Source organism: Hymenobacter frigidus, from assembly GCF_014640435.1.
GTDB lineage: Bacteria > Bacteroidota > Bacteroidia > Cytophagales > Hymenobacteraceae > Hymenobacter > Hymenobacter frigidus.
This window is the reverse complement of record NZ_BMGY01000041.1, coordinates 18,671-37,775: the sequence shown is the minus strand read 5'-3', so window position 1 is coordinate 37,775 and position 19,105 is coordinate 18,671. Positions and strand designations below refer to the sequence as shown.

The window sequence follows — 19,105 nt, the reverse complement described above, 5'->3', positions numbered from 1 at the left end:
CGCGTATGATAATGAGTATCTCCGGCAACTGCTGCGAAATGCCTGATATTTGGTGCGGAAGCCCTAACCAAGCAGCAACACAACTCATTTTTAATTAATAATTTTTTTAATTTCAACTCACTCCTAGCTCCGTCAGGGCCCGGTCGGCGGCCAGCTGCTCTGCCTGCTTCTTGCTCAGGCCCATGCCGGTAGCCACCACTTCCTCGTCGAGCAGCACGGTGGCCGTGAATTCCATCATGCCGCCCGGCCGGGCTTCGCCGGTGATGTCGTAGCGCAGGACTTTGCCCTGGCGCTGGGCCCATTCTACCAGCTTGCTCTTGAAGTTGGCCGTGGTGGTCGTGATGGTGTGCACATCCACAAACCCTTTCACGAGGCGCGTGAGCACGAATTTACGGGCCGACTTATACCCCAAATCCAGGTACACGGCCCCCACCAATGCCTCCAGCGCGTTGCCATTCACCGAGCGCGAGCGGGCGGCGCGGCCCTGCGCCACATCCAACTGCACCAGCGCATCGAGGCCCAGTTTGAGGGCGATGCCGTTGAGGCTTTCGCGGTTCACAATGCGCGAGCGCACCTCCGTCAGAAAGCCTTCCTGCTCGTAAGGATATTTTTTGAACAGGTATTCAGCCACCACCGTGCCCAACACGGCATCGCCGAGAAACTCCAGCCGCTCGTTGGTCTGGTGCCGGCCAATGGCCGGCTGCTGCCGCACGGCCGACGAATGCGTGAAAGCCAGCCGGTACAGCTTGGCATTCTTGGGCGTCTGGCCCGTTACGGTAGCTACCGCCTGCCGAAACACTTTATCAGAAGCAAAAAACCGGGATACAAAACCGAGCAAAATGGTAGAAACTTAGGGGTGATTGGGTACTAGAAATAGTGAGCAAACAAGAACGTCATGCTGAGCGAAGCCGAAGCATCTCTACCGCAACAGTAATTAGTTACTTGCGCGATAGAGATGCTTCGGCTTCGCTCAGCATGACGTTCTGCTTTTATCAGTGCTTGTGAGCTACAGTTTGCGGAAAATAACCGACGTGTTGTGGCCGCCAAAGCCAAACGTGTTACTCATCGCCACCCGCACCTCGCGGGCCTGGGCCACGTTTGGCGTGAAGTTCAGCGCCTGATTGATTTCCGGGTCGGGCGTATTCAGGTTGATGGTGGGCGGCACCAGGCTGTTCTGCATGGCCAGCAGGCAAGCCACGGCCTCAATGCCGCCGGCCCCACCCAGCAAGTGGCCGGTCATGCTTTTGGTCGAGGAAATGTTCAACTTCGCGGCGTGCTCGCCAAAAACCTGCTCAATGGCTTTGATTTCGGCCCCGTCGCCGAGTGGCGTGCTGGTGCCGTGGGTGTTGATGTAGTCCACATCGGCCGTAGTGATGCCGGCATCGCGCAGGGCATTTTTCATCACCAGTACCACGCCGCTGCCGCTGGGGTCGGGCGCGGTAATGTGGTAAGCGTCCGACGACATGCCGCCGCCAATCAGCTCGGCGTACATCTTCGCGCCGCGGGCTTTGGCGTGCTCGTATTCCTCCAGCACCAGTGCGCCGGCACCCTCGCCGAGCACGAAGCCGTCGCGGTCCTTGTCGTAGGGCCGTGAGGCCGAGGCCGGGTCGTCATTACGCTCGCTCATGGCCTTGAGGGCATTGAAGCCGCCCACGCCCGATTCGGTAATGGCCGCTTCGGAGCCGCCGGTTACCATGGCGTCGGACAGGCCGAGGCGAATGTTGTTGAAGGCCGCGATGATGGCATCGTTCGACGAGGCGCAGGCCGAAGTCGTGACGAAGTTGGGGCCGCGAAAGCCGTTTTTGATGCTGATGTTGCCCGACGAGGAGTCGGCAATCATGCGCGGGATAAAGAAGGGCGAGTAGCGCGGGGTGCCGTCGCCCCGCTCAAACTGAAAGCATTCTTCCTGCAAGGATTTCAGGCCGCCGATGCCGGAGCCCCAAATCACCCCCACCCGGTCTTTGTCCACGCCGCTTTCGAGCAGGCCCGAATCGGCGATGGCCTCATCGGCCGCCACTACCGCGAACTGCGTGAACAGGTCCATTTTACGGTGCTCCTTGCGGTCAAAAAAATTATCGGCTTCATAGCCTTTTACTTCGCAGGCGAAGCGGGTTTTGAACTTGGCCGGGTCGAAGCGCGTGATGGTGGCTGCGCCGCTAGCGCCCGTGCGCAGGCCTTCCCAATAAGCCGGGACAGTATTGCCCAGCGGTGTGATGGCTCCAAGGCCGGTAACGACAACCCGTCGGATGGACGACATAAGCAAGCGCCAGGGGCGCAAAAGGTGAGGCAGGATTAAACAGCAAAACCGGTCGGCGGCAGGCCGGCCGGTATGCGCATAACGAGGTGTTTATTCCGGGCGAAGCGAAAAAGGCGGGTAAAAGATGTTACGCAAATTTCTCGCTTCGCTCGGAATGACAAAACTACTTGGCGTGCTCTTCGAGGTAGCTAATGGCTTGGCCCACGGTACCGATGTTCTCGGCCTGGTCGTCGGGGATGCTCACGTTGAATTCCTTTTCGAACTCCATGATGAGCTCAACGGTATCCAGCGAATCAGCACCCAGGTCGTTGGTGAAGCTGGCTTCGGGGGTAACCTCCGAGGCTTCAACGCCCAGTTTATCAATAATAATGGCCTTTACTTTTTCTGCGATTTCAGACATTTCCGTGGGGTTTAGGGAAAACTACGGCGCAAAGTAACGAGAGATTTTCCAACTAACGCACGGCCGCGCTTCCGAATTGGGGGTACAAGATTATGGCGGTGGCCCTGGCAGCGGCCCGCCGGGGGCCGTAGCTTTGCCCCGCCCGCTGGCCAAGAATGCTGGTGGCGGCCGCTAATGAAGACTTTCACCCTGGACGTTGAGTACGAGTGCGACTTTGCCCTATTTGGGCTCGTGAGCAGCACCCGCGACTACACCCTGGCCTGGGCCCTGAACCGCGCCCTGCGCCTGCGCCTCGTGAAGCAGCCCGAGCTGCTGCTGAACCTGCTCAGCCGTGGCCGGCTCGTGTTCACGCACTACCTGTACGCCACCGAAACCCTCACGTTTCGCCTGCTGCGCAACCGTTCTATTGCGCCCTCCACGCTCAAAAAGCCTTTTCTGGCCCCCGATATAAAAGAATACGATTACCTGCTGGCCGTGAGCAACGGCAGCGGTGAACTGGCCGATGAGGCCTTGCTGCAGCAGCTGGTGGCGCTGGATGTGGTGCAGTATGCTTGTCAGTTCGACCCCAATTCTCTAAAGTACAAGGAGAATTTAATGCTGTGAATTGGTGGGCACCGCTGCTTTCGCTTCAATAATCTTACCCAACGGAAAGACGAAACAAAAAGACCACACTGCCCACGAATGGCTTTTCGCTAAAATTAAACGACTTTTGCAGGGAGCCGCACCACTCGGCCGGCCTGCGCCCATCCTTCGGGGCACCGCCTCAATTTCAGCTAAGCTGAAATTTCCCCTCCTTGCTCAGGTGGGGAGTTTTTTTGTATTGACATTTCTAGTAATCCGCATGGAAGACCGCCACACATTCAACAAAACCAAAATCGTGGCCACTGTCGGCCCCGCTTCCAATACCTACGAGCGTCTGGGTGTCCTCATCCGCGAAGGGGTTGACGTGTTTCGCCTCAACTTTTCGCACGGCTCCTACGAAGACCACCTGTCGGTTATCAACACGGTACGGCGGCTGAACAAGGACATGCGCACGTCGGTGGGCCTGTTGCAGGATTTGCAGGGACCCAAAATCCGCCTGGGCGAGGTGGAAGGCGGCGGGGTCGAAATCAAAGCCGGCGACAAAATCAAGCTGGTCTGCGGCGAGAAGGAAATCAGCACGGCCACGCGCCTGAGCACCATTTACATGGGCCTGGCCCGCGATGTGAAGGCCGGCGATATGATTCTGATTGACGACGGTAAAATTGAGTTGAAAGTGCTGGCCACCGACCGCGACCAGGAAGTAGACGTGGAAGTGGTATACGGCGGCCTCGTGAAGCCCCGCAAGGGCATCAACCTGCCCGATTCGGAAGTATCGGCCCCGTCGATGACCGAGAAGGACATCGAGGACCTGAAATTTGGCCTGGAGCACGACGTGGACTGGGTGGCGCTGAGCTTCGCCCGCAAAGCCGACGACATTCTCTTTATCAAAAAGCTGATTGCCGAAGCCGGCAAAAAGACCCGCGTGGTGGCTAAGATTGAGACGCCCGACGGCCTGCGCAACATCGACGAAATCATTGCCATTTCCGATGCCATCATGGTGGCCCGTGGCGACCTCGGCGTGGAGGTGAAGATGGAGGAAGTGCCCATGGCCCAGAAGATGATTATTGCCAAGTGCAACGCGGCCGGCAAGCCCGTCATCGTGGCTACTCAGATGATGGAAAGCATGATTACGGCCCCCCGCCCCACCCGCGCCGAAACCAGCGACGTGGCCAACGCCGTGCTCGACGGCGCCGATGCCGTGATGCTATCCGCCGAAACCGCCGTGGGAGCCTACCCCGCCGAGGTAATTCGCTCGATGGTGGGCACTATTCTGAGCGTGGAGAGCCGCAGCCCGGAGCTTTTCCACAGATGGTGGCCCATCGACCCTGCCGGCCCGAATTTCATGGCCGACAGCGTGCTATCCGCCGCCTGCCATCTGGCCAAGAACACCGGCGCCATGGCCCTTACCGGCATGACGCACCACGGCTACACGGCCTTCCAGCTGGCCAAGTACCGCCCCAAAGCCAACATCTTCATCTTCACCGACAGCCGCCCCCTGCTCACGGCCCTGAGCCTGGTGTGGGGCGTGCGCAGCTTCTACTACGACCGCCTGGTGAGCACCGACAGCACCGTGGCCGACATCCGCTACGTGCTCACCACCACCGGCCACCTGGAGGCCGGCGATGTGTTCATCAACACCGGCTCGATGCCCATTCAGGACAAGGGCAAAGCCAACATGGTGAAGGTGAGCATCGCCTAAACCGAGTTAAGCGTTGCGGGTTGAAAGTTAAAAGGCCCGTCTGGACTTCCAGGCGGGCCTTTTAACTTTCAACCCGCAACGCTTAACTACCTACAGTGGCAGCGTGCCCAGGGCCGCACCCACGTTCACACGGCCCCAGCCAAAGCTGCTGTTGCGGGCCGTGCGATTGGAGCTGGCGGCGACCAGGCGGCCCATAATCTGAGCGCGGGTTTCAGTGGGGTAGCGGGCCCACACCAGGGCCGTCAGGCCGGCCATGCTGCTGGTGGCTACCGAGGAGCCGCCCACGGTGCTCGGAACATCGCCGCTCATGGCCAGCGTGAGGGGCCGGCGGTCGTTGCTGCTTTGCTGCATCACCACCGAAAATTCTACGTCGGCTCCTATGTGGCACTCGTCGCAGCGGGTGCTGAGGTCGCTTTTCAGGCCCGTCACGGCCACGGCTTCGGGCAGGGAGGCGGGGTAAATAACGCCCACCCAGCCGGCTGTCCAGTCGAACGAGGTACCGGCGGCACAGAAAATAAGCTTGCCCCGGCCGTAGGCGTAGCGAATGGCATCGGCCAGCTGCGATGAGCTGGTGAGACGGCCCATGCTCATGCTGATGATGCGCACGTCGGCCCGGTTGCCGGCCAGCACGTAGGCATCGGCAATGCCCTTCACCTCGCGGCTGGCGTCGATGAACACGTCTTCGGCGGCGCGCACCGTAATCAGGTTGGCGTTGTAGGCCATACCCACGGCCGCGCCGTCGGTACCCCGCGGGCCGGCGGCCGCACCGGCCATGCTGGTGCCGTGGCCGCAGCCATCGTTGGGCGTTTCGGCGCTGCCGTATGGAATGCCCAAAAAGCTGTTGCGGGGCAGCGTCACGAGGCGCTCGATACTGCGCCCGGTACTCTGTCCCTGGTTGAAGGCCGTGCCCAGGTTCTCCTGCGCATCGGAGCAGCCGCTGTCAATAATCAGGATTTTGATGCCCTGGCCAGTGCTCTGGTTCCAACCGGCACGCACGCCGTGGTACTGGTCGGCCTGGTTCCACGACGATTTACTGCCGTTGGAGAGCACCGCATAATCGATACCGGCGGTAAGGTCGGCCGTGGCCGTATTATTGCCGCAGCCACTGCTGCTCAGCGACGCCTTCGCTTTGTTGGCGGCCGGGCGATTGGGCTCGTAGCCCATGGGCTCGGCGTAGCGCACCAGTGGGTTGCCGCGCAGGGCCTTAATCGTGCTCAGCTCGCGCACCGTCACATCAAGCACCGGCAGCACGTTTTCCTGGTAAGCAATGAGCTGCTCCATGGTTAATTCGGGGTGTGCCTTGCGCTCCTCGGTCAGAATCAGGTTCAAAACCTCCGCACGGGCGGCCTGCCAGGCGGGCGCGGTGGCGGCGTCAGCCGGTAGCTCACTGTCGGTGAAGCCCGCCGGTCGGTAACCAACCGACAGCACGTAATCAGACTGGGCGAGGGCACTCCAGACCGTGTGCGCCGAGGCCTTGTTCCAATCGAACGGCCCACTGCTGCGCACCCGCTCCATAATCTGGGCATCGAGCTGCTGTGTGCTAAGCGCTGCCGTAGGGTCGGCCTTTGGCAGCGGCGTCAGTTGCTCATCGGCCTGGGGCTGACAACCAGCCAGTAGCAGCGCTAACAGCGCCGCGGAATATGTAGAAATTCGCATGCGGTTGTGGGTGTTTTGGGGTGAAAGAATGAAAGAAACGTAATGTAACAATAAAGCTGTTTAGGAATTTATCAGTCGGTCATGCCGAGCGCAGCCGAGGCATCTCGCCCGCCTCGTTGAACTGCCCGGACGGCCCGAGCGAGATGCCTCGGTCCCTGGCTTGATGCGCCACATGCTCGGCATGACCAACCGGCAAACTATTAAACAACTTCATTATAATTTGAAGCGGAAAAATCACAACACTGCTTCATCTCCGGACTAAACTGGTGCTATGCGCAACTACCAAGTAGTCCCTGCCGGAAGCATCCCGCTAATTATGCGGCGCCTCTTACTCGTGGTTCAGCCTCCAGGTGGCGGTAGTACCATCAGCGCCGCTCAGGTGCAGCAGGTAGCAGCCGGCGGGCTGCCCAGTCAATGGCACCGCCAGCGCCGTGCGGCCCACGGACACAGCCGCCTGCCACACCGTGCGGCCCAGCGCATCGGTCAGGCGCAGGATGTGGCCGGGGCGGGCGGGACGGGCCAGCGTGAGGGTGGCCTGGTCGGTGGCGGGGTTGGGGTGCAGCGTGGCCAGGGCAGCCGCCTGCGCGGCGCGGGCAGGCAGCAGGTTGCTAAAGCCCTTAAAGGAGCCGCAAGTGAGCGGCGTGCCCACACTACGGCGGTAGTATCTCAGGCCGGATTCAAACGTCGCGACTGCGCCCAGGGCCAGCACTGTCGAAAACTCCTGCCGCCACCCAATGTCAATGCCGGTGCTAAGTTGTCCAGCGGGCGCATTGAACCCCGGAAAAATGCCGATAAAGCTTACGCTAAGCCCGCTTGGAACACAGCCATGGGCAGCTTCCATAATGAGGCCTCGGCCCGCATACAGAGCTGGTTGAGAAGAGCTTTGGTACATCGCAGCATATTCGCCCGTGAGCAACGGCAGCGCCGGAAACTGCGGCGACTTACCCGTGCGCAGCGAAAATGCCCACCGACCCACCCACACCGGCGAAGTTTGAAAACCAGCCGGCGGCCCGCCCGGTATTCCAAAATGCTGGGTCCGCGTCTGCTCCTGGAAAGTAAACACTAGGCTATCTGCCGTTTGCTGACGGGTCAGAATCCGGCGCAACGTATGGCTTTCCGGTGCCGGAAAAGGAGTAATAGTAAATGGCTGCGTCAGATAGCCTATCTCGTCGCCCGGTAACAAGCTAAATAGCCGCATGGGACTGTAAGCAGACTGGGTCAAGGTCATGGGCGGCAGTGCCTGTGTCCATTGCGGGGCCGTGCTGGTGGCTGCCAGCCACTGGGGCGCTTCGAGCAGGCCATACGTCTTACTCAGGCGCACCACCCGCCCAGAACTGAGTGTAATAACGGCTACCGAGTCCAACACTGTGCCCACCAACTGCCGGCCGCGGCTGGTGAGCGTGGCCGTAAGCGCGGGACTCGTGCTCGCCGTCCAGGAACTGCCCACCACCGTCTGGGGCTGTAGCTGTAGCGTGAAAGCGGCCTGCGCACTACCCTCCGCGAAGTTCTCCAATACAAAGGCTGCTGGCGAGCGCTGCCACGTGAGGCGCGCACCAAACAGGTTGTTGCGGCTCTTCCGATAAATGCCGTACGGATTGATACTCTGCTCACGGCCGTCGCTGGTTTTCACTAGCCGATTAAAGGCCCACGCCGAGTCGCCGGCGGCCGTAGTGTATGCCGAGTCGAGACGCAGGGTATACATGCTCGCATTGCCCGGGCCACTAAAAGCATAAATCAGTCCCGGTCGAAACGGCCGCCACGCCTGCTGCGCGCGGGCCGCAGGCATTGAAAACACGGTGGCAAGGACCAGCACCACATACAAGTAGGCGTGTTTCATGGGGGTAGCGGTACGTGAAGAGGTGCGCGTAAGATACGCGGCCTAAATCATTTACCGAACGCTAAACCAGCCAAACGCAAGAAGCCCAGCTCGTTTCCGAGCAGGGCTTCTGTGATGAGCGTAGAACCAGACCTTGGGGCGGCGCAGTCTGGCCCTACTAAACTCGCTACGCGCTAAAGCGCATTGACGAGTTTTGTCAGCTTGCTTTTGTTGTTAGCAGCTTTGTTCTTGTGAATGATGCTCTTCTTGGCCAGACGGTCCAGCATGGAAGACACCTTCTTCAGCAGCTCTTGAGCAGCAGTCTTGTCGGTGGCCGCACGCAGACGCTTGATGGCGGTACGAGTGGATTTGTGCTGGTAACGGTTCAACACGCGCTTGGCTTCGTTGCTGCGGATGCGTTTGAGGGCCGACTTATGGTTTGCCATGAGTTGGAATATGTAGGAGCGTTATGCTTGAGTTCTGTGTTTGGGAGGGCAAAGGTACGAATCCGGCTGGCAATATCAAATCCTGTTGTAAAAATATTAAACCTGTGTCTTCTAACTCAGCAAGACTGCTTCCTCACTGACCTAGAGCAGTTCCGGGGTTATTGTACGTGTAGCGTGGACTCTGCGAGTCCGCGTGTCGGCCGGGCCGGGCGCGGACTCGCAGAGTCCACGCTACATCGCCCACGTACACAAACTTCGAAACTGACCCAAATCACGATGGTAACGAAGCCCACCGGTAGTATTTAGTATTTTTTACTGGAGATGGGTTTCGTCAGGTTTATATTTATAAAATAAAATATATTAAAATGTCTTGTCTAATTATGAGCAAGGTTATTGCGCCCGGAATTAGTATGCATGCCGATTATTTACGAACTTTACTACGGCCTTATCGCCCATCGCGCTACTTCCCTCACCCTCGTTTTTCTGCGCCATGCCGCTCATCGCCAAATCTCCGTATCAGCCGCCGTTTTATCTGTTTAACGGCCATTTACAGACCATTGTGCCCAGTCTATGGCGCTCGGTACCCGAGGTGGCTTACCAGCGCGAACGCCTGGAACTTCCCGACGGTGACTTCCTGAACCTGGACTGGAGCCGCCTGCCCAAAACCCGGCCCACCGACGGCCTCGTCATCGTTTCCCATGGCCTCGAAGGCGACGCCTCGCGGCCCTATGTGCGAGGCATGGTGCGCGCGCTCAATCGCGCCGGCCTCGACGCACTGGCGTGGAACTACCGCAGCTGCGGCGGCGAAATGAACCGTCTGCTCCGCTCCTACCACCTCGGTGATACCGATGACCTGGACCTGGTGCTACGGCACGCCTTGGCCACCGGGCGCTACCGCCAGGCCTACCTAGTGGGCTTCAGCGCGGGCGGCAACGTGACGCTGAAGTACCTGGGCGAGGACGCGGACCGGTTGCCGGCCGAAGTGCAGCGGGCAGCGGTATTCTCCGTGCCCACCGATTTGGAGGCTAGTTCGGTGCATATTTCCAAACCCCAGAACCAAGTGTACCTGCGGCGCTTTCTGAAATCGTTGCGCGAAAAAGTACGGGCCAAAGCTGAGCTCCTACCGGGCCAGGTCGACCTGGATGGGATTGAGGAGCTGCGCGATTTTCAAGAGTTTGATAGCCGCTACACAGCTCCCATGCACGGGTTCGACTCGGCCGCGGCCTATTACAAATCGGCCAGCTCGGGGCGCTACCTGAGTGGTATTCGGGTGCCCACGCTGCTGGTGAATGCCCAGAATGACCCTTTCCTGCCGGAATCCTGCTTTCCTCGGGAACTTGCGGCCGCATCGCCCTTCGTTTTTCTCGAAACGCCGCCGGAAGGAGGCCACGTAGGCTTCCCGGAAGGCACGCCCGATGGCGAATACTATTCCGAACGGCGGGCGGTGGAATTCCTCACGGCGGAGGTGCCAGCATAGGCATTCGTCATTGCTTAGCTGCGCTCGCAATGACGAACGCCTATTTGGCGGGCACAAAGACCACCTTTTTGGTTTCGTAAAATTCTTCGGTGAAGAAGCTGCTCAAGTCCGTTACGGTGGCTTTCAGGCCCGATTCGGCGATTTCTTCGCTTAGGTCGCCACCTTTGAGATAGTAGAGGCCGGCGTTGGCAGAAGCTTTGGGCTTGAAGCGGTGGGCAATCCAGGGGTGGAAAGTGGCGAGGCGCGCCACGGCCCGGCTCACCACAAAATCGTATTTGGTGCGCAGGTTTTCGGCCCGAATCTGCTCGGCCGTTACGTTGGGTAGGCCCAGGGCGGCAGCCATAAACTGCACAGCCCGGATTTTCTTGCCGATGCTGTCGACCAAGTGAAAATGCACGTCGGGGAACAGGATGGCCAGCGGCAGACCGGGCAAGCCCCCGCCGGTACCCACGTCGAGCACGGTGCTGCCCGCCGGAAACTGCACCACCTTGGCAATGCCCAGCGAGTGCAGCAGGTGGCGCTCCGCGAAGTTGTCCATGTCGGGACGCGATACCAAGTTGATGGCCTCGTTGGTGGCCCGAAACTCGGTTTCCAGCTGTTTGAACAGCTTCAGTTGCTGAGGAGTGAGTTCGGGGAAGTACTGCTGCAGGAGATTCATGGGTGCAAAGGTGCACGCCAGAAGCCAATGCGTACAGCATCTGCACTTCCTCGTGATGCCTGGTTGAACAGCCAACGAAACCATAGAACTGACGGCATTAATAAAGCGCGTTAAGGTGTTTATCAATACATTTTTATTTTATATCAACACTTATTTATTGTTTTTCAATAATTATGGTAATATTTGTGTCCGTAATCCACTCCTCATATCATCATGGCTTTTCTACATTTTTCCAATATGCTGCGCGTGGGCCTGTCGCTGGCGGCGCTGTTTGTGCTGGGCGCGTTCCTCATTTCCTGCGTATTCATCGTCCGCTCCTTCGACTCTTTTGCCGACAAACAAGAGGTGAGTTTGACGCTGGATACCAACGACCCAAACTTGTTCTCAACCATTCACGCCGTGAAAGCGGGCTATGAAGACGGTCGCGACGACAAACCCCTGCCCCGCCGCCGCTACCCATTGCCAAAGCTGCAAGCCAACGTGGGCAGTTTTGAATTGTTGGCCGACCCGCAAGCGCCGCTGCTCCGCTACCAAGAACCCAACCCCTGGAAACGGTGGACCCTGCTGTGCCTGGGGGCATCCGACCAAGAACTGTCGCTGGCCTGGGTGCTCTACTTTGCCCTCGGCAGTTGGCTGCTCCTGCAGTTGCTACTCGACGTGACGCCAACCACGCCTTTCACGTTTGCCAACGCCCGCCGACTCCGCGGGCTGGGGCTGCTGGTGCTGGGGCTCGATTTGGTTCAGGAAGTGGCCTATTTGATGGTTCGGGCCCTAGTGCCGGCGTTCCAAACGCCTGGCCTGGCCGAGCCCCTGAGCCATTACGTACGCTTCAGCACCGAAACCACCCTGCCGGGCTGGGAAGTGGGCGTACTGCTTCTGATTATCGCTGCCGTATACCGGCGCGGCGTTGAACTGAGCCAAGAAGCCGAACTCACCATCTGATGCCTATTATCGTGAACCTCGACGTGATGCTGGCCCGCCGCAAGATGACGCTCAGCGCCCTGTCCGAAACCGTCAACATCACCTTGGCTAACCTTTCCGTTCTCAAAAGCGGCAAGGCCAAAGCGGTGCGCTTTAGCACGCTGGCCGCCATTTGCCAGGCGCTGGATTGCCAACCAGCCGATTTGCTCGAACACCGGCCCGACCCGCGCGACCTGCGCTCAATCGAAGAATAGACCAAAGCAGAATCGAACGCATAAAAAGAGCCCCGACTTGCGCCGGGGCTCTTCACGATTAAATAATCTGTTTGGTGTGCTTCACCATGTCATAAAGCAGCTCGCGGGCGCGGTGCAGCTGGGCTTTCACGGTGCCGAGCGGGGCCTTTAGCTCGGTGGCGATTTCCTCGTAGCTGAGCTCGTCGAAATAGCGCAGCGACACGAGGCGCTGGTATTTGTCGGGCAGGCGCGACACGACGTGGCGCATGATTTCGATTTTCTGATTGCGCACCGCGTGTTCAGCGGGGTTCAGGTCATTGTCGCGGAAATCGATGGTGATTTCGTCGCCATTATCAACCTTAATGGCCGAGTCAATCGACATGGTTTTGATTTTATTCTTGCGAATAAAATCGATGCAGTTGTTGGTGGCAATGCGGAAAAGCCACGTACTGAAAGCGTACTCGGGGTTGAATTTGTGCAGGTTGCGAAACGCTTTGGCAAAAGCCTCAATGGTCAGGTCTTCGGCATCGTCCTGATTACGGACCATTTTAAGCACTACGTGATAAACGGGCTTCTTATAAATGTGCATCAGCTCGGCATACGCCTTCTCGTCGCCGTGGTCCACAGCGGCGCGAATCAGCGTAAAGTCGTGCTTGGCTTTGGCTGAAAACTGCTTTTGAACGTCTTGATTATTTACTTCCATCGAAGGGTGCGGTTGAGGAACAGCGAAATTCCCAGGGCCAGGTATTGAAAAAAATAAACCACATCCAGCACAGGCAGTAGTCCAACGGTTACGGACTGGTTGAGGCGCCGGCTGAGGCGGAAATATACAGCACTCACGAATAAAGTTCGTAGAATACATACCAAGACCAAAGGTATCCAATTGTTTGAGGAAGGTAATAGCACCAGCGCGGCCAAATAGAACAACACATTGGCTGCCAGGAACGTGCCAACTCTGAAACGGTCGGCAAATCGGTAGGCGCGGCCAGCCGATAGATGCCGCCTTTTTTGGCGCCACCAGCCGCGCCAGGTGGTGGCGGGCACGCTCAGGGTGTGGGCTGGGGCATCAGCCACCACGGCCACGCGCTGGTGCTGGCGCACCGCGTCTTGCACCAACAGGTCGTCGTCGCCGGAAAGTTGGCGGATGTGCGTGGCAAAGCCCTTGGTAGCCGTGAAGCAGCTACGCGTATAGGCTAGGTTGCGGCCCACGCCCATGTATGGCCAGCCCCGCCAGCCAAAGCTGAGGTATTGAGCCGCAGTGAGCAGGGTTTCGTAACGGATGAGCTGATTGAGAAAGCCGGGCGCTTCGGCGTAGGCCGAGAAACCGAGTACGAGGTCGGCCCCGCCACCAGCCGAAAACCCGCGCTGCATGAGGCGCAGCCACTGGTTGGTGACCGGAATGCAGTCGGCATCGGTGAAAAGCAGGCGGGCGTGGCGGGTGGCTTTGATGCCTAAGGTGAGGGCGTATTTTTTAGGCGCAAAGCCGTCGGGGGTGCGGTCGATGGTGACAAGGCGCACTTTGCCGGGATGGTACTGGGCCAGCTGCTGGGCGTAGAGGTAGGTGTCGTCGTGGCTGCGGTCGTCGATGAGCACGACTTCAAAGCCGGCGGGGTAATCCTGCTGGAGCAGCAGGGGCAGCAGGCGGCGCAGGTTGTCGAGCTCATTGCGGGCACACACCACGATGGATACCGGCTCGGTGTCGGGCCCGGGACCGGCCGGCACCTCAGGGGCACGGCGGGCAAAGGGCCAGAAGAAGTAGGCCGCGTAAAACAGCTGCACCAACACGCAGGCAATCAAAAGCCAGAAAAATGGAGACGTGGGTACGGGTGGAAGCAACAAGGACGCAGGACGAATGAGCCCGCAAAAGTACGGGGCGCGGGGCGGGCGGGCTACCTTTGCGGGGAGTTAGAAAATCTGGATTTAATCGGAACGTCATGCTGAGCGAAGTCGAAGCATCTCTACCGCTTCGTTGCAAGAGCATTGATTAGGCACGTGGTAGAGGTGCTTCGACTTCGCTCAGCATGACGTTCTGTATATTTTCTACTCTTAGCTCTCTGCACCTACATGACCTTCGACCTTCTCGCCCAAGACCCCGCCACCAAGGCCCGCGCCGGCCGCCTCGAAACCGCCCACGGGGTTGTTGAAACACCTATTTTTATGCCCGTCGGCACGGCCGGCACCGTTAAAGCCGTGTCGCAGGCCACGCTGAAGGAGGACGTGAAGGCCCAGATTATCCTCGGTAATACCTACCACCTGTACCTGCGGCCGGGGCTGGACGTGTTGCGCGCGGCCGGTGGCCTGCACAAGTTCAATGGCTGGGACCGGCCTATGCTCACCGATTCGGGCGGCTACCAGGTGTACTCGCTTTCGAACACCCGCAAGATTAAGGAAGAGGGCGTGAAATTCCGCTCCCACATCGATGGCAGTCAGCATTTATTCTCGCCGGAGGGCGTGATGGACATTCAGCGGGTCATCGGGGCCGATATTATCATGGCTTTTGACGAGTGCACGCCCTGGCCCTGCGAATACGACTACGCCGCCCGCTCGCTCGATATGACCCACCGCTGGCTGAAGCGCTGCATCGAGCGCTTCGACAGCACCGAAGGACTGTATGGGTACCAGCAGGCCCTGTTCCCGATTGTGCAGGGCAGCACGTTCAAGGATTTGCGCATTAAGTCGGCCGAGTTTATTGCCGAACAGGGACGCGAGGGCAACGCCATTGGCGGCCTGAGCGTGGGCGAGCCGGCTGAGCTGATGTACGAAATGACCGAGCTGGTCTGCGACATTCTGCCCAAGGATAAGCCCCGCTACCTGATGGGCGTGGGCACGCCGGCCAACATTCTGGAAAATATCGCGCTGGGCGTGGACATGTTCGACTGCGTGATGCCGACCCGCAACGCCCGCAACGGCATGCTGTTCACCACGCAGGGCATTATGAACGTGACCAACAAAAAATGGGCGACCGACTTCACGCCCATTGACCCCGCCTTGGAGGGAGCCGCCAGCTCCTTCTATTCGCGGGCTTACTTACGCCACCTCTTCCAGTGCCAGGAGATGCTGGGGCCGCAAATCGCCTCGGCTCATAACCTGGCCTTTTATCTGTGGCTGGTGAAAGAGGCGCGCAAGGAAATCATTGCCGGTACGTTTGGCCCCTGGAAAGAGCGGATGGTAAAGCAAGTAATGACCCGGCTGTAAGTCAATTAAAAATGAGGGATTAAAAATTAAAGAGCGGTTCAATCAACGACAATCTTTTTAATTCTTCATTTTTAATTTTTAATTATTCTAAATGAATATCCTCGACAAATACATCATCAAGAAATTTCTCGCCGCGTTTTTCTTCTCGGTGGTTATTCTCGTGTCGGTGATTTGCGTCATTGATTTCACGGAGAAAAACGACGATTTTATTCAGCATAATCTGTCGATGTCGAAAATTGTCTTCGGCTATTACCTGTACCTGTTTCCGTATTTCGCCAACCTGCTTTCGCCGATTACCATCTTTATTGCCGTGGTATTTGTGACGGCTCAGTTGGCGGCGCGCACCGAAATTGTGGCTATTCTGGCCAGTGGAGTCAGTTTTAAGCGCCTGATGCTGCCTTATGCCATGGGTGGCAGCGTGGTGGGCCTGCTCATCTTCGGGCTGATTGGCTGGGTGCTGCCGGTGGGCAATAAATCGCGGGTAGCGTTTGAGCGGGCTTACATCAAATTGCCCTACCGGTTTCAGGGGCGCAACGTGCACATCAAGATTGGGCCGCGCAGCTACGTGTACATGGAAAGCTATGACAACACGAGCAACATTGGCTTTCATTTCGCCCTCGAAACCGTGGACGGCACCGTGCTGCGCCGCCGCCTGACCGCCGATGCCATCACCTGGGATTCGACCAAGCACGTGTGGCATTTGTCGCCGCAGCTAGTGCGCACCTTTCGCGGCCCGCAGGATGAGATGCTGCAAACCGTGCCTGCCCGCGACACGACCCTGAATCTGTTTCCGAAGGATTTCGCCAGCAACTACAAGGTGGCCGAAACCCTGACTTTACCCGAGCTCAACGCCTCTATCCAGACCAAAATTGAGCGCGGGGCCGACGACACCCAGCTCTACCTGAGCGAGAAATACGAGCGATATTCCTACCCCTTCGCCATCGTGGTGCTCACGCTCATTGGTGTCACGCTCAGCGCCCGCAAGTCGCGGGCCGGCGTGGGCGGACAAATCGCGCTGGGCTTTGTGCTGGCCTTCGTATTCATCATCTTCGTCATGCTGAGCCGAAACCTGGCGCAGGTAGGCAGTCTCTCGCCGTTGATAGCGGCCTGGATTCCCACGACGGTATTTTCAGTCATCGGGCTGGCGCTGTACCGATTTGTGCCGAAGTAGGTTTGATTGGCGGGCTGATGGGTTTGCGAAAAAAGCACGGTCATGCTGAGCTTGTCGATGCATCTCTACCGCTTCGTTGCAACGATTGGGTTAGTCACGCGGTAGAGATGCTTCGACAAGCTCAGCATGACGTGCTTCTTTAATTCATTTCCATTTACTCGTCTTTCCCTTGCTTCGCGACTACCTCAAGCTTCATTTCATTGTGCTCCTTTGGGGCTTCACGGCCATATTGGGCAAGCTGCTGACGGTGCCGCCGGTAGAGCTGGTGTTCTGGCGCACGCTGCTGGCAGCGGCCGGCCTGGCGGTGCTACTGGTGGCGCGGGGGCAGCAGTGGCGCATTCCAACGGGCCAGATGCTGCGGCTGCTGGGCGTGGGCGCACTGGTGGCGGTGCACTGGATTACCTTTTTTCTGGCGGCGCGGCTCTCGTCGGTGAGCGTGTGCCTGGCGGGTCTGGCCACGCTGGCACTCTGGACGTCCTTGCTGGAGCCGCTTCTGCTGTGGCGGCGGGTGCGCGGCTACGAGGTAGGCCTGGGCCTGATTACGATGGTGGGGCTGTACCTGGTGAGTCAGGCGGAGCTGGACCAGCTACTGGGCCTGGGTGTGGCAGTGGTTTCGGCGGGGTTGTCGGCCCTGTTCAGCGTGCTCAATGCCAAGCTGATTAAGACCCATCCGCCGCTGCGGCTCACGTTCTACGAAATGCTGGGGGCTTGCCTGAGTATCGTGTTGTTCTTCCCGGTCTACAGCCACTATTTCACCCAAGGGCAAGGCTTGCAGCTGGCCTGGCACGGCTACGACTGGCTCTGGCTGGCGGTGCTGGCCGGCGTGTGCACGGTCTACGCGTTTTCGACTTCGGTTGAATTAATGAAGCGCCTCTCCCCTTTCGCCGTAAATCTGACCATTAATCTGGAGCCGGTATACGGCATCGGACTGGCGGTGCTGGTGTTCGGCAGCCAGGAGCGCATGGCCCCGGGCTTCTATTGGGGCACGCTGCTCATCGTGCTCAGCGTCCTGATTCATCCGCTGGTAGCGCGGCTGATGAAGGATAAGCAACCAGCTCTCGCGCCGCCCATGCCAGTTTAGAGTACCCCTCGCCAAACGGTATACTCCACGGGCCACGTCGTTGCCGCTGGCTCACCATTGGCCCACAGCCCGTACACGGCCGAGCCTGAGCCCGACAGGCTGGCATAAGCCGCGCCGGCCGCATAAAGCTGCTGCTTTATCTCCGCCAGGACTGGGTAGCTGGGCGTGAGGGCCGTTTCAAAGTCGTTGCTAACCGTGCCGCGCCAGGTGCTTATGGGCTGGGCCAGGGCTGCCCGCAATGGGTGCGCCGGCTGCTGGGGCCGGATGTGGGCGTAAGCCTCGGCTGTACCAATATGCAAGTTGGGGTAAACTACCACGCAAGCCGTCCCGTCCAGATTCAAGTCAATTTCTTCGAATACATCGCCGCGCTCTACGGCCAGTACCGGTTTGTTCCGGATAAAAAACGCGCAGTCGGAACCTAGGCGGCGGGCGTAGCTTTCCAGGCTTTCCACGGTCAGCTTCAGCCCGAATAGCTCGTTGGCCGCCTTGAGGGCGAAGGCGGCATCGGCCGAGCCGCCGCCCAGGCCCGCGCCGATGGGCACTATTTTGTGCAGGTAGAGCTGCACCGCGGGCAGCTGCGGGAAATCGGCTTGCAGCAGCGCATAGGCCCGCACGCAGAGGTTGGTGGCCGGGTCGCCGGGGATGGGCCGACCGGTGAGCATGATACTGGTTTCCGACTGGCCGGCCGGAGCGGGCAGCAGCTCCAGCGCATCAGTCCAGGGCAAGGGGACAAACACTGATTCGAGGGTGTGGAAGCCGTCGGGGCGGCGCTCGGTAACGTAGAGGCCGAGGTTGAGCTTGGCGTTGGGGAAGACGAGCATGGGCAGGGCGCAAGCCAAAGCCTGCGGCGGCAAAGGTACTTTTACGTCGTGTCTGCTCCCGATTCTTTTTACACCCGCCACGGCAAGCGCCTGCTTGATGTAGCGCTGGCCCTCCCGCTGCTGCTGCTCGCGCTGCCGCTGCTGGCGGGCGCGGCCGGGCTGGCGGCCATTCAGAACCGGGGGCACTGGCTGTTCCGGCAGGCCCGGCCGGGCTGGCACGGGCAGCTGTTCACGCTCTACAAGCTGCAAACTATGACCAACGCCCGCGATACCGCCGGCCACTTGCTGCCCGATACCCAGCGCCTGCCGCCGCTGGGCCGCTGGCTCCGCGCCACTTCGCTCGACGAACTGCCTCAACTCTGGAACATTCTGCGCGGCGACCTCAGCCTGGTGGGCCCCCGCCCGCTGCTGCCCGAATACCTGCCCCTGTACTCGCCCACCCAGGCCCGCCGCCACACCGTGCGCCCCGGCCTCACCGGCTGGGCCCAGGTGAATGGCCGCAACGCCATTTCCTGGGAAGAAAAATTCGCCTACGATGGGTGGTACGTTGACCACGTTTCCTTCTGGCTGGACCTGACCATTTTGTGGCGCACCGCCGGCCGGGTGCTGCGTAGTAGCGGCGTAGCCACGCCCGGCCAGGCCACCACCACGGCTTTTCGGGGCAGCCCGCCCCCACCGCTTTCCTCGTAGAT

The 19,105-nt window shown here is 59.3% G+C and carries 19 protein-coding genes; 9 read left to right on the top strand and 10 right to left on the bottom strand.

What is annotated here, in order from left to right; genetic code table 11:
* Window positions 1–112: 112 nt before the first annotated feature.
* The 3 genes from rnc to IEW17_RS16850 form a co-directional block, all read right to left on the bottom strand.
* Window positions 113–838, bottom strand: a complete 726-nt coding sequence (rnc, locus tag IEW17_RS16860; RefSeq protein WP_229749077.1) for a ribonuclease III — start codon at window positions 836–838, stop codon at window positions 113–115.
* 168 nt (window positions 839–1,006) lie between these two features.
* Window positions 1,007–2,257, bottom strand: a complete 1,251-nt coding sequence (fabF, locus tag IEW17_RS16855; protein ID WP_188563233.1) for a beta-ketoacyl-ACP synthase II — start codon at window positions 2,255–2,257, stop codon at window positions 1,007–1,009.
* Window positions 2,258–2,420: 163 nt separating this feature from the next.
* On the bottom strand, window positions 2,421–2,657 hold the full coding sequence (locus IEW17_RS16850; RefSeq protein ID WP_019948606.1) for an acyl carrier protein: 237 nt from the start codon (window positions 2,655–2,657) through the stop codon (window positions 2,421–2,423).
* Between the two features lie 174 nt (window positions 2,658–2,831).
* Here IEW17_RS16850 and IEW17_RS16845 point away from each other — a divergent pair, with 174 nt between their 5' ends.
* Both IEW17_RS16845 and pyk read left to right on the top strand, forming a co-directional pair.
* Window positions 2,832–3,260, top strand: coding sequence for an IPExxxVDY family protein (locus IEW17_RS16845; RefSeq protein WP_188563232.1), 429 nt, complete (start codon window positions 2,832–2,834; stop codon window positions 3,258–3,260).
* Between the two features lie 238 nt (window positions 3,261–3,498).
* Window positions 3,499–4,938 (top strand): pyruvate kinase, encoded by a 1,440-nt coding sequence (gene pyk, locus IEW17_RS16840; protein ID WP_188563231.1) that lies wholly within the window; start codon window positions 3,499–3,501, stop codon window positions 4,936–4,938.
* A gap of 90 nt (window positions 4,939–5,028) precedes the next feature.
* On the opposite strand, the gene IEW17_RS16835 is transcribed toward pyk, so the two are convergent.
* From IEW17_RS16835 to rpsT, 3 genes are all read right to left on the bottom strand, one after another.
* Window positions 5,029–6,594: a S8 family peptidase gene (locus IEW17_RS16835; protein ID WP_188563230.1), complete on the bottom strand. Its 1,566-nt coding sequence runs from the start codon at window positions 6,592–6,594 to the stop codon at window positions 5,029–5,031.
* Window positions 6,595–6,922: 328 nt separating this feature from the next.
* Window positions 6,923–8,431, bottom strand: coding sequence for a T9SS type A sorting domain-containing protein (locus IEW17_RS16830; protein WP_188563229.1), 1,509 nt, complete (start codon window positions 8,429–8,431; stop codon window positions 6,923–6,925).
* Between the two features lie 173 nt (window positions 8,432–8,604).
* Window positions 8,605–8,856 carry a 30S ribosomal protein S20 gene (rpsT, locus tag IEW17_RS16825; RefSeq protein ID WP_188563228.1) on the bottom strand — a complete coding sequence of 84 codons (252 nt, stop codon included), beginning with the start codon at window positions 8,854–8,856 and terminating at the stop codon, window positions 8,605–8,607.
* Window positions 8,857–9,346: 490 nt separating this feature from the next.
* On the opposite strand from rpsT, the gene IEW17_RS16820 reads away from it, so the two are divergent.
* Window positions 9,347–10,333 (top strand): YheT family hydrolase, encoded by a 987-nt coding sequence (locus tag IEW17_RS16820; RefSeq protein ID WP_188563227.1) that lies wholly within the window; start codon window positions 9,347–9,349, stop codon window positions 10,331–10,333.
* A 40-nt stretch (window positions 10,334–10,373) separates the two neighbouring features.
* On the opposite strand, the gene rsmG is transcribed toward IEW17_RS16820, so the two are convergent.
* Window positions 10,374–10,991 carry a 16S rRNA (guanine(527)-N(7))-methyltransferase RsmG gene (rsmG, locus tag IEW17_RS16815; protein ID WP_188563226.1) on the bottom strand — a complete coding sequence of 206 codons (618 nt, stop codon included), beginning with the start codon at window positions 10,989–10,991 and terminating at the stop codon, window positions 10,374–10,376.
* Window positions 10,992–11,204: 213 nt separating this feature from the next.
* Between rsmG and IEW17_RS16810 the strand changes: the two genes are divergently transcribed.
* Entirely contained in the window at window positions 11,205–11,933 is a 729-nt protein-coding gene (locus IEW17_RS16810) for a DUF2975 domain-containing protein (protein ID WP_188563225.1), read from the top strand.
* Window positions 11,933–12,166, top strand: coding sequence for a helix-turn-helix domain-containing protein (locus IEW17_RS16805; RefSeq protein ID WP_188563224.1), 234 nt, complete (start codon window positions 11,933–11,935; stop codon window positions 12,164–12,166). Before IEW17_RS16810 ends, IEW17_RS16805 begins: the two co-directional genes overlap by 1 nt.
* 58 nt (window positions 12,167–12,224) lie before the next feature.
* Here the strand turns inward: IEW17_RS16805 and IEW17_RS16800 are convergent, their stop codons facing one another.
* Both IEW17_RS16800 and IEW17_RS16795 read right to left on the bottom strand, forming a co-directional pair.
* On the bottom strand, window positions 12,225–12,848 hold the full coding sequence (locus IEW17_RS16800; protein ID WP_188563223.1) for an RNA polymerase sigma factor: 624 nt from the start codon (window positions 12,846–12,848) through the stop codon (window positions 12,225–12,227).
* Window positions 12,839–13,942, bottom strand: coding sequence for a glycosyltransferase (locus IEW17_RS16795; RefSeq protein WP_188563222.1), 1,104 nt, complete (start codon window positions 13,940–13,942; stop codon window positions 12,839–12,841). Before IEW17_RS16795 ends, IEW17_RS16800 begins: the two co-directional genes overlap by 10 nt.
* Window positions 13,943–14,209: 267 nt before the next feature.
* Between IEW17_RS16795 and tgt the strand changes: the two genes are divergently transcribed.
* From tgt to IEW17_RS16780, 3 genes are all read left to right on the top strand, one after another.
* Window positions 14,210–15,340 (top strand): tRNA guanosine(34) transglycosylase Tgt, encoded by a 1,131-nt coding sequence (gene tgt / locus IEW17_RS16790; protein ID WP_188563221.1) that lies wholly within the window; start codon window positions 14,210–14,212, stop codon window positions 15,338–15,340.
* Between the two features lie 91 nt (window positions 15,341–15,431).
* Window positions 15,432–16,511, top strand: a complete 1,080-nt coding sequence (locus IEW17_RS16785) for an LptF/LptG family permease (protein ID WP_188563220.1) — start codon at window positions 15,432–15,434, stop codon at window positions 16,509–16,511.
* Window positions 16,512–16,680: 169 nt separating this feature from the next.
* Entirely contained in the window at window positions 16,681–17,592 is a 912-nt protein-coding gene (locus IEW17_RS16780; RefSeq protein ID WP_188563219.1) for a DMT family transporter, read from the top strand.
* On the opposite strand, the gene ispE is transcribed toward IEW17_RS16780, so the two are convergent.
* The gene (gene ispE, locus IEW17_RS16775; RefSeq protein ID WP_188563218.1) at window positions 17,589–18,413 is read right to left on the bottom strand and encodes a 4-(cytidine 5'-diphospho)-2-C-methyl-D-erythritol kinase; all 825 of its coding nucleotides are present in this window, start codon (window positions 18,411–18,413) and stop codon (window positions 17,589–17,591) included. The genes IEW17_RS16780 and ispE overlap by 4 nt on opposite strands.
* Window positions 18,414–18,461: 48 nt before the next feature.
* Here ispE and IEW17_RS16770 point away from each other — a divergent pair, with 48 nt between their 5' ends.
* Entirely contained in the window at window positions 18,462–19,103 is a 642-nt protein-coding gene (locus tag IEW17_RS16770; RefSeq protein ID WP_188563217.1) for a sugar transferase, read from the top strand.
* Window positions 19,104–19,105: the final 2 nt, after the last annotated feature.

Bases quoted from the DNA above. Each gene is read 5' to 3' on its own strand.
- fabF (WP_188563233.1), bottom strand. From the start codon at position 2,257: ATGTCGTCCATCCGACGGGTTGTCGTTACCGGCCTTGGAGCCATCACA.
- IEW17_RS16850 (WP_019948606.1), bottom strand. From the start codon at position 2,657: ATGTCTGAAATCGCAGAAAAAGTAAAGGCCATTATTATTGATAAACTG.
- IEW17_RS16845 (WP_188563232.1), top strand. From the start codon at position 2,832: ATGAAGACTTTCACCCTGGACGTTGAGTACGAGTGCGACTTTGCCCTA.
- pyk (WP_188563231.1), top strand. From the start codon at position 3,499: ATGGAAGACCGCCACACATTCAACAAAACCAAAATCGTGGCCACTGTC.
- IEW17_RS16835 (WP_188563230.1), bottom strand. From the start codon at position 6,594: ATGCGAATTTCTACATATTCCGCGGCGCTGTTAGCGCTGCTACTGGCT.
- IEW17_RS16830 (WP_188563229.1), bottom strand. From the start codon at position 8,431: ATGAAACACGCCTACTTGTATGTGGTGCTGGTCCTTGCCACCGTGTTT.
- rpsT (WP_188563228.1), bottom strand. From the start codon at position 8,856: ATGGCAAACCATAAGTCGGCCCTCAAACGCATCCGCAGCAACGAAGCC.
- IEW17_RS16820 (WP_188563227.1), top strand. From the start codon at position 9,347: ATGCCGCTCATCGCCAAATCTCCGTATCAGCCGCCGTTTTATCTGTTT.
- rsmG (WP_188563226.1), bottom strand. From the start codon at position 10,991: ATGAATCTCCTGCAGCAGTACTTCCCCGAACTCACTCCTCAGCAACTG.
- IEW17_RS16810 (WP_188563225.1), top strand. From the start codon at position 11,205: ATGGCTTTTCTACATTTTTCCAATATGCTGCGCGTGGGCCTGTCGCTG.
- IEW17_RS16805 (WP_188563224.1), top strand. From the start codon at position 11,933: ATGCCTATTATCGTGAACCTCGACGTGATGCTGGCCCGCCGCAAGATG.
- IEW17_RS16800 (WP_188563223.1), bottom strand. From the start codon at position 12,848: ATGGAAGTAAATAATCAAGACGTTCAAAAGCAGTTTTCAGCCAAAGCC.
- tgt (WP_188563221.1), top strand. From the start codon at position 14,210: ATGACCTTCGACCTTCTCGCCCAAGACCCCGCCACCAAGGCCCGCGCC.
- IEW17_RS16785 (WP_188563220.1), top strand. From the start codon at position 15,432: ATGAATATCCTCGACAAATACATCATCAAGAAATTTCTCGCCGCGTTT.
- ispE (WP_188563218.1), bottom strand. From the start codon at position 18,413: ATGCTCGTCTTCCCCAACGCCAAGCTCAACCTCGGCCTCTACGTTACC.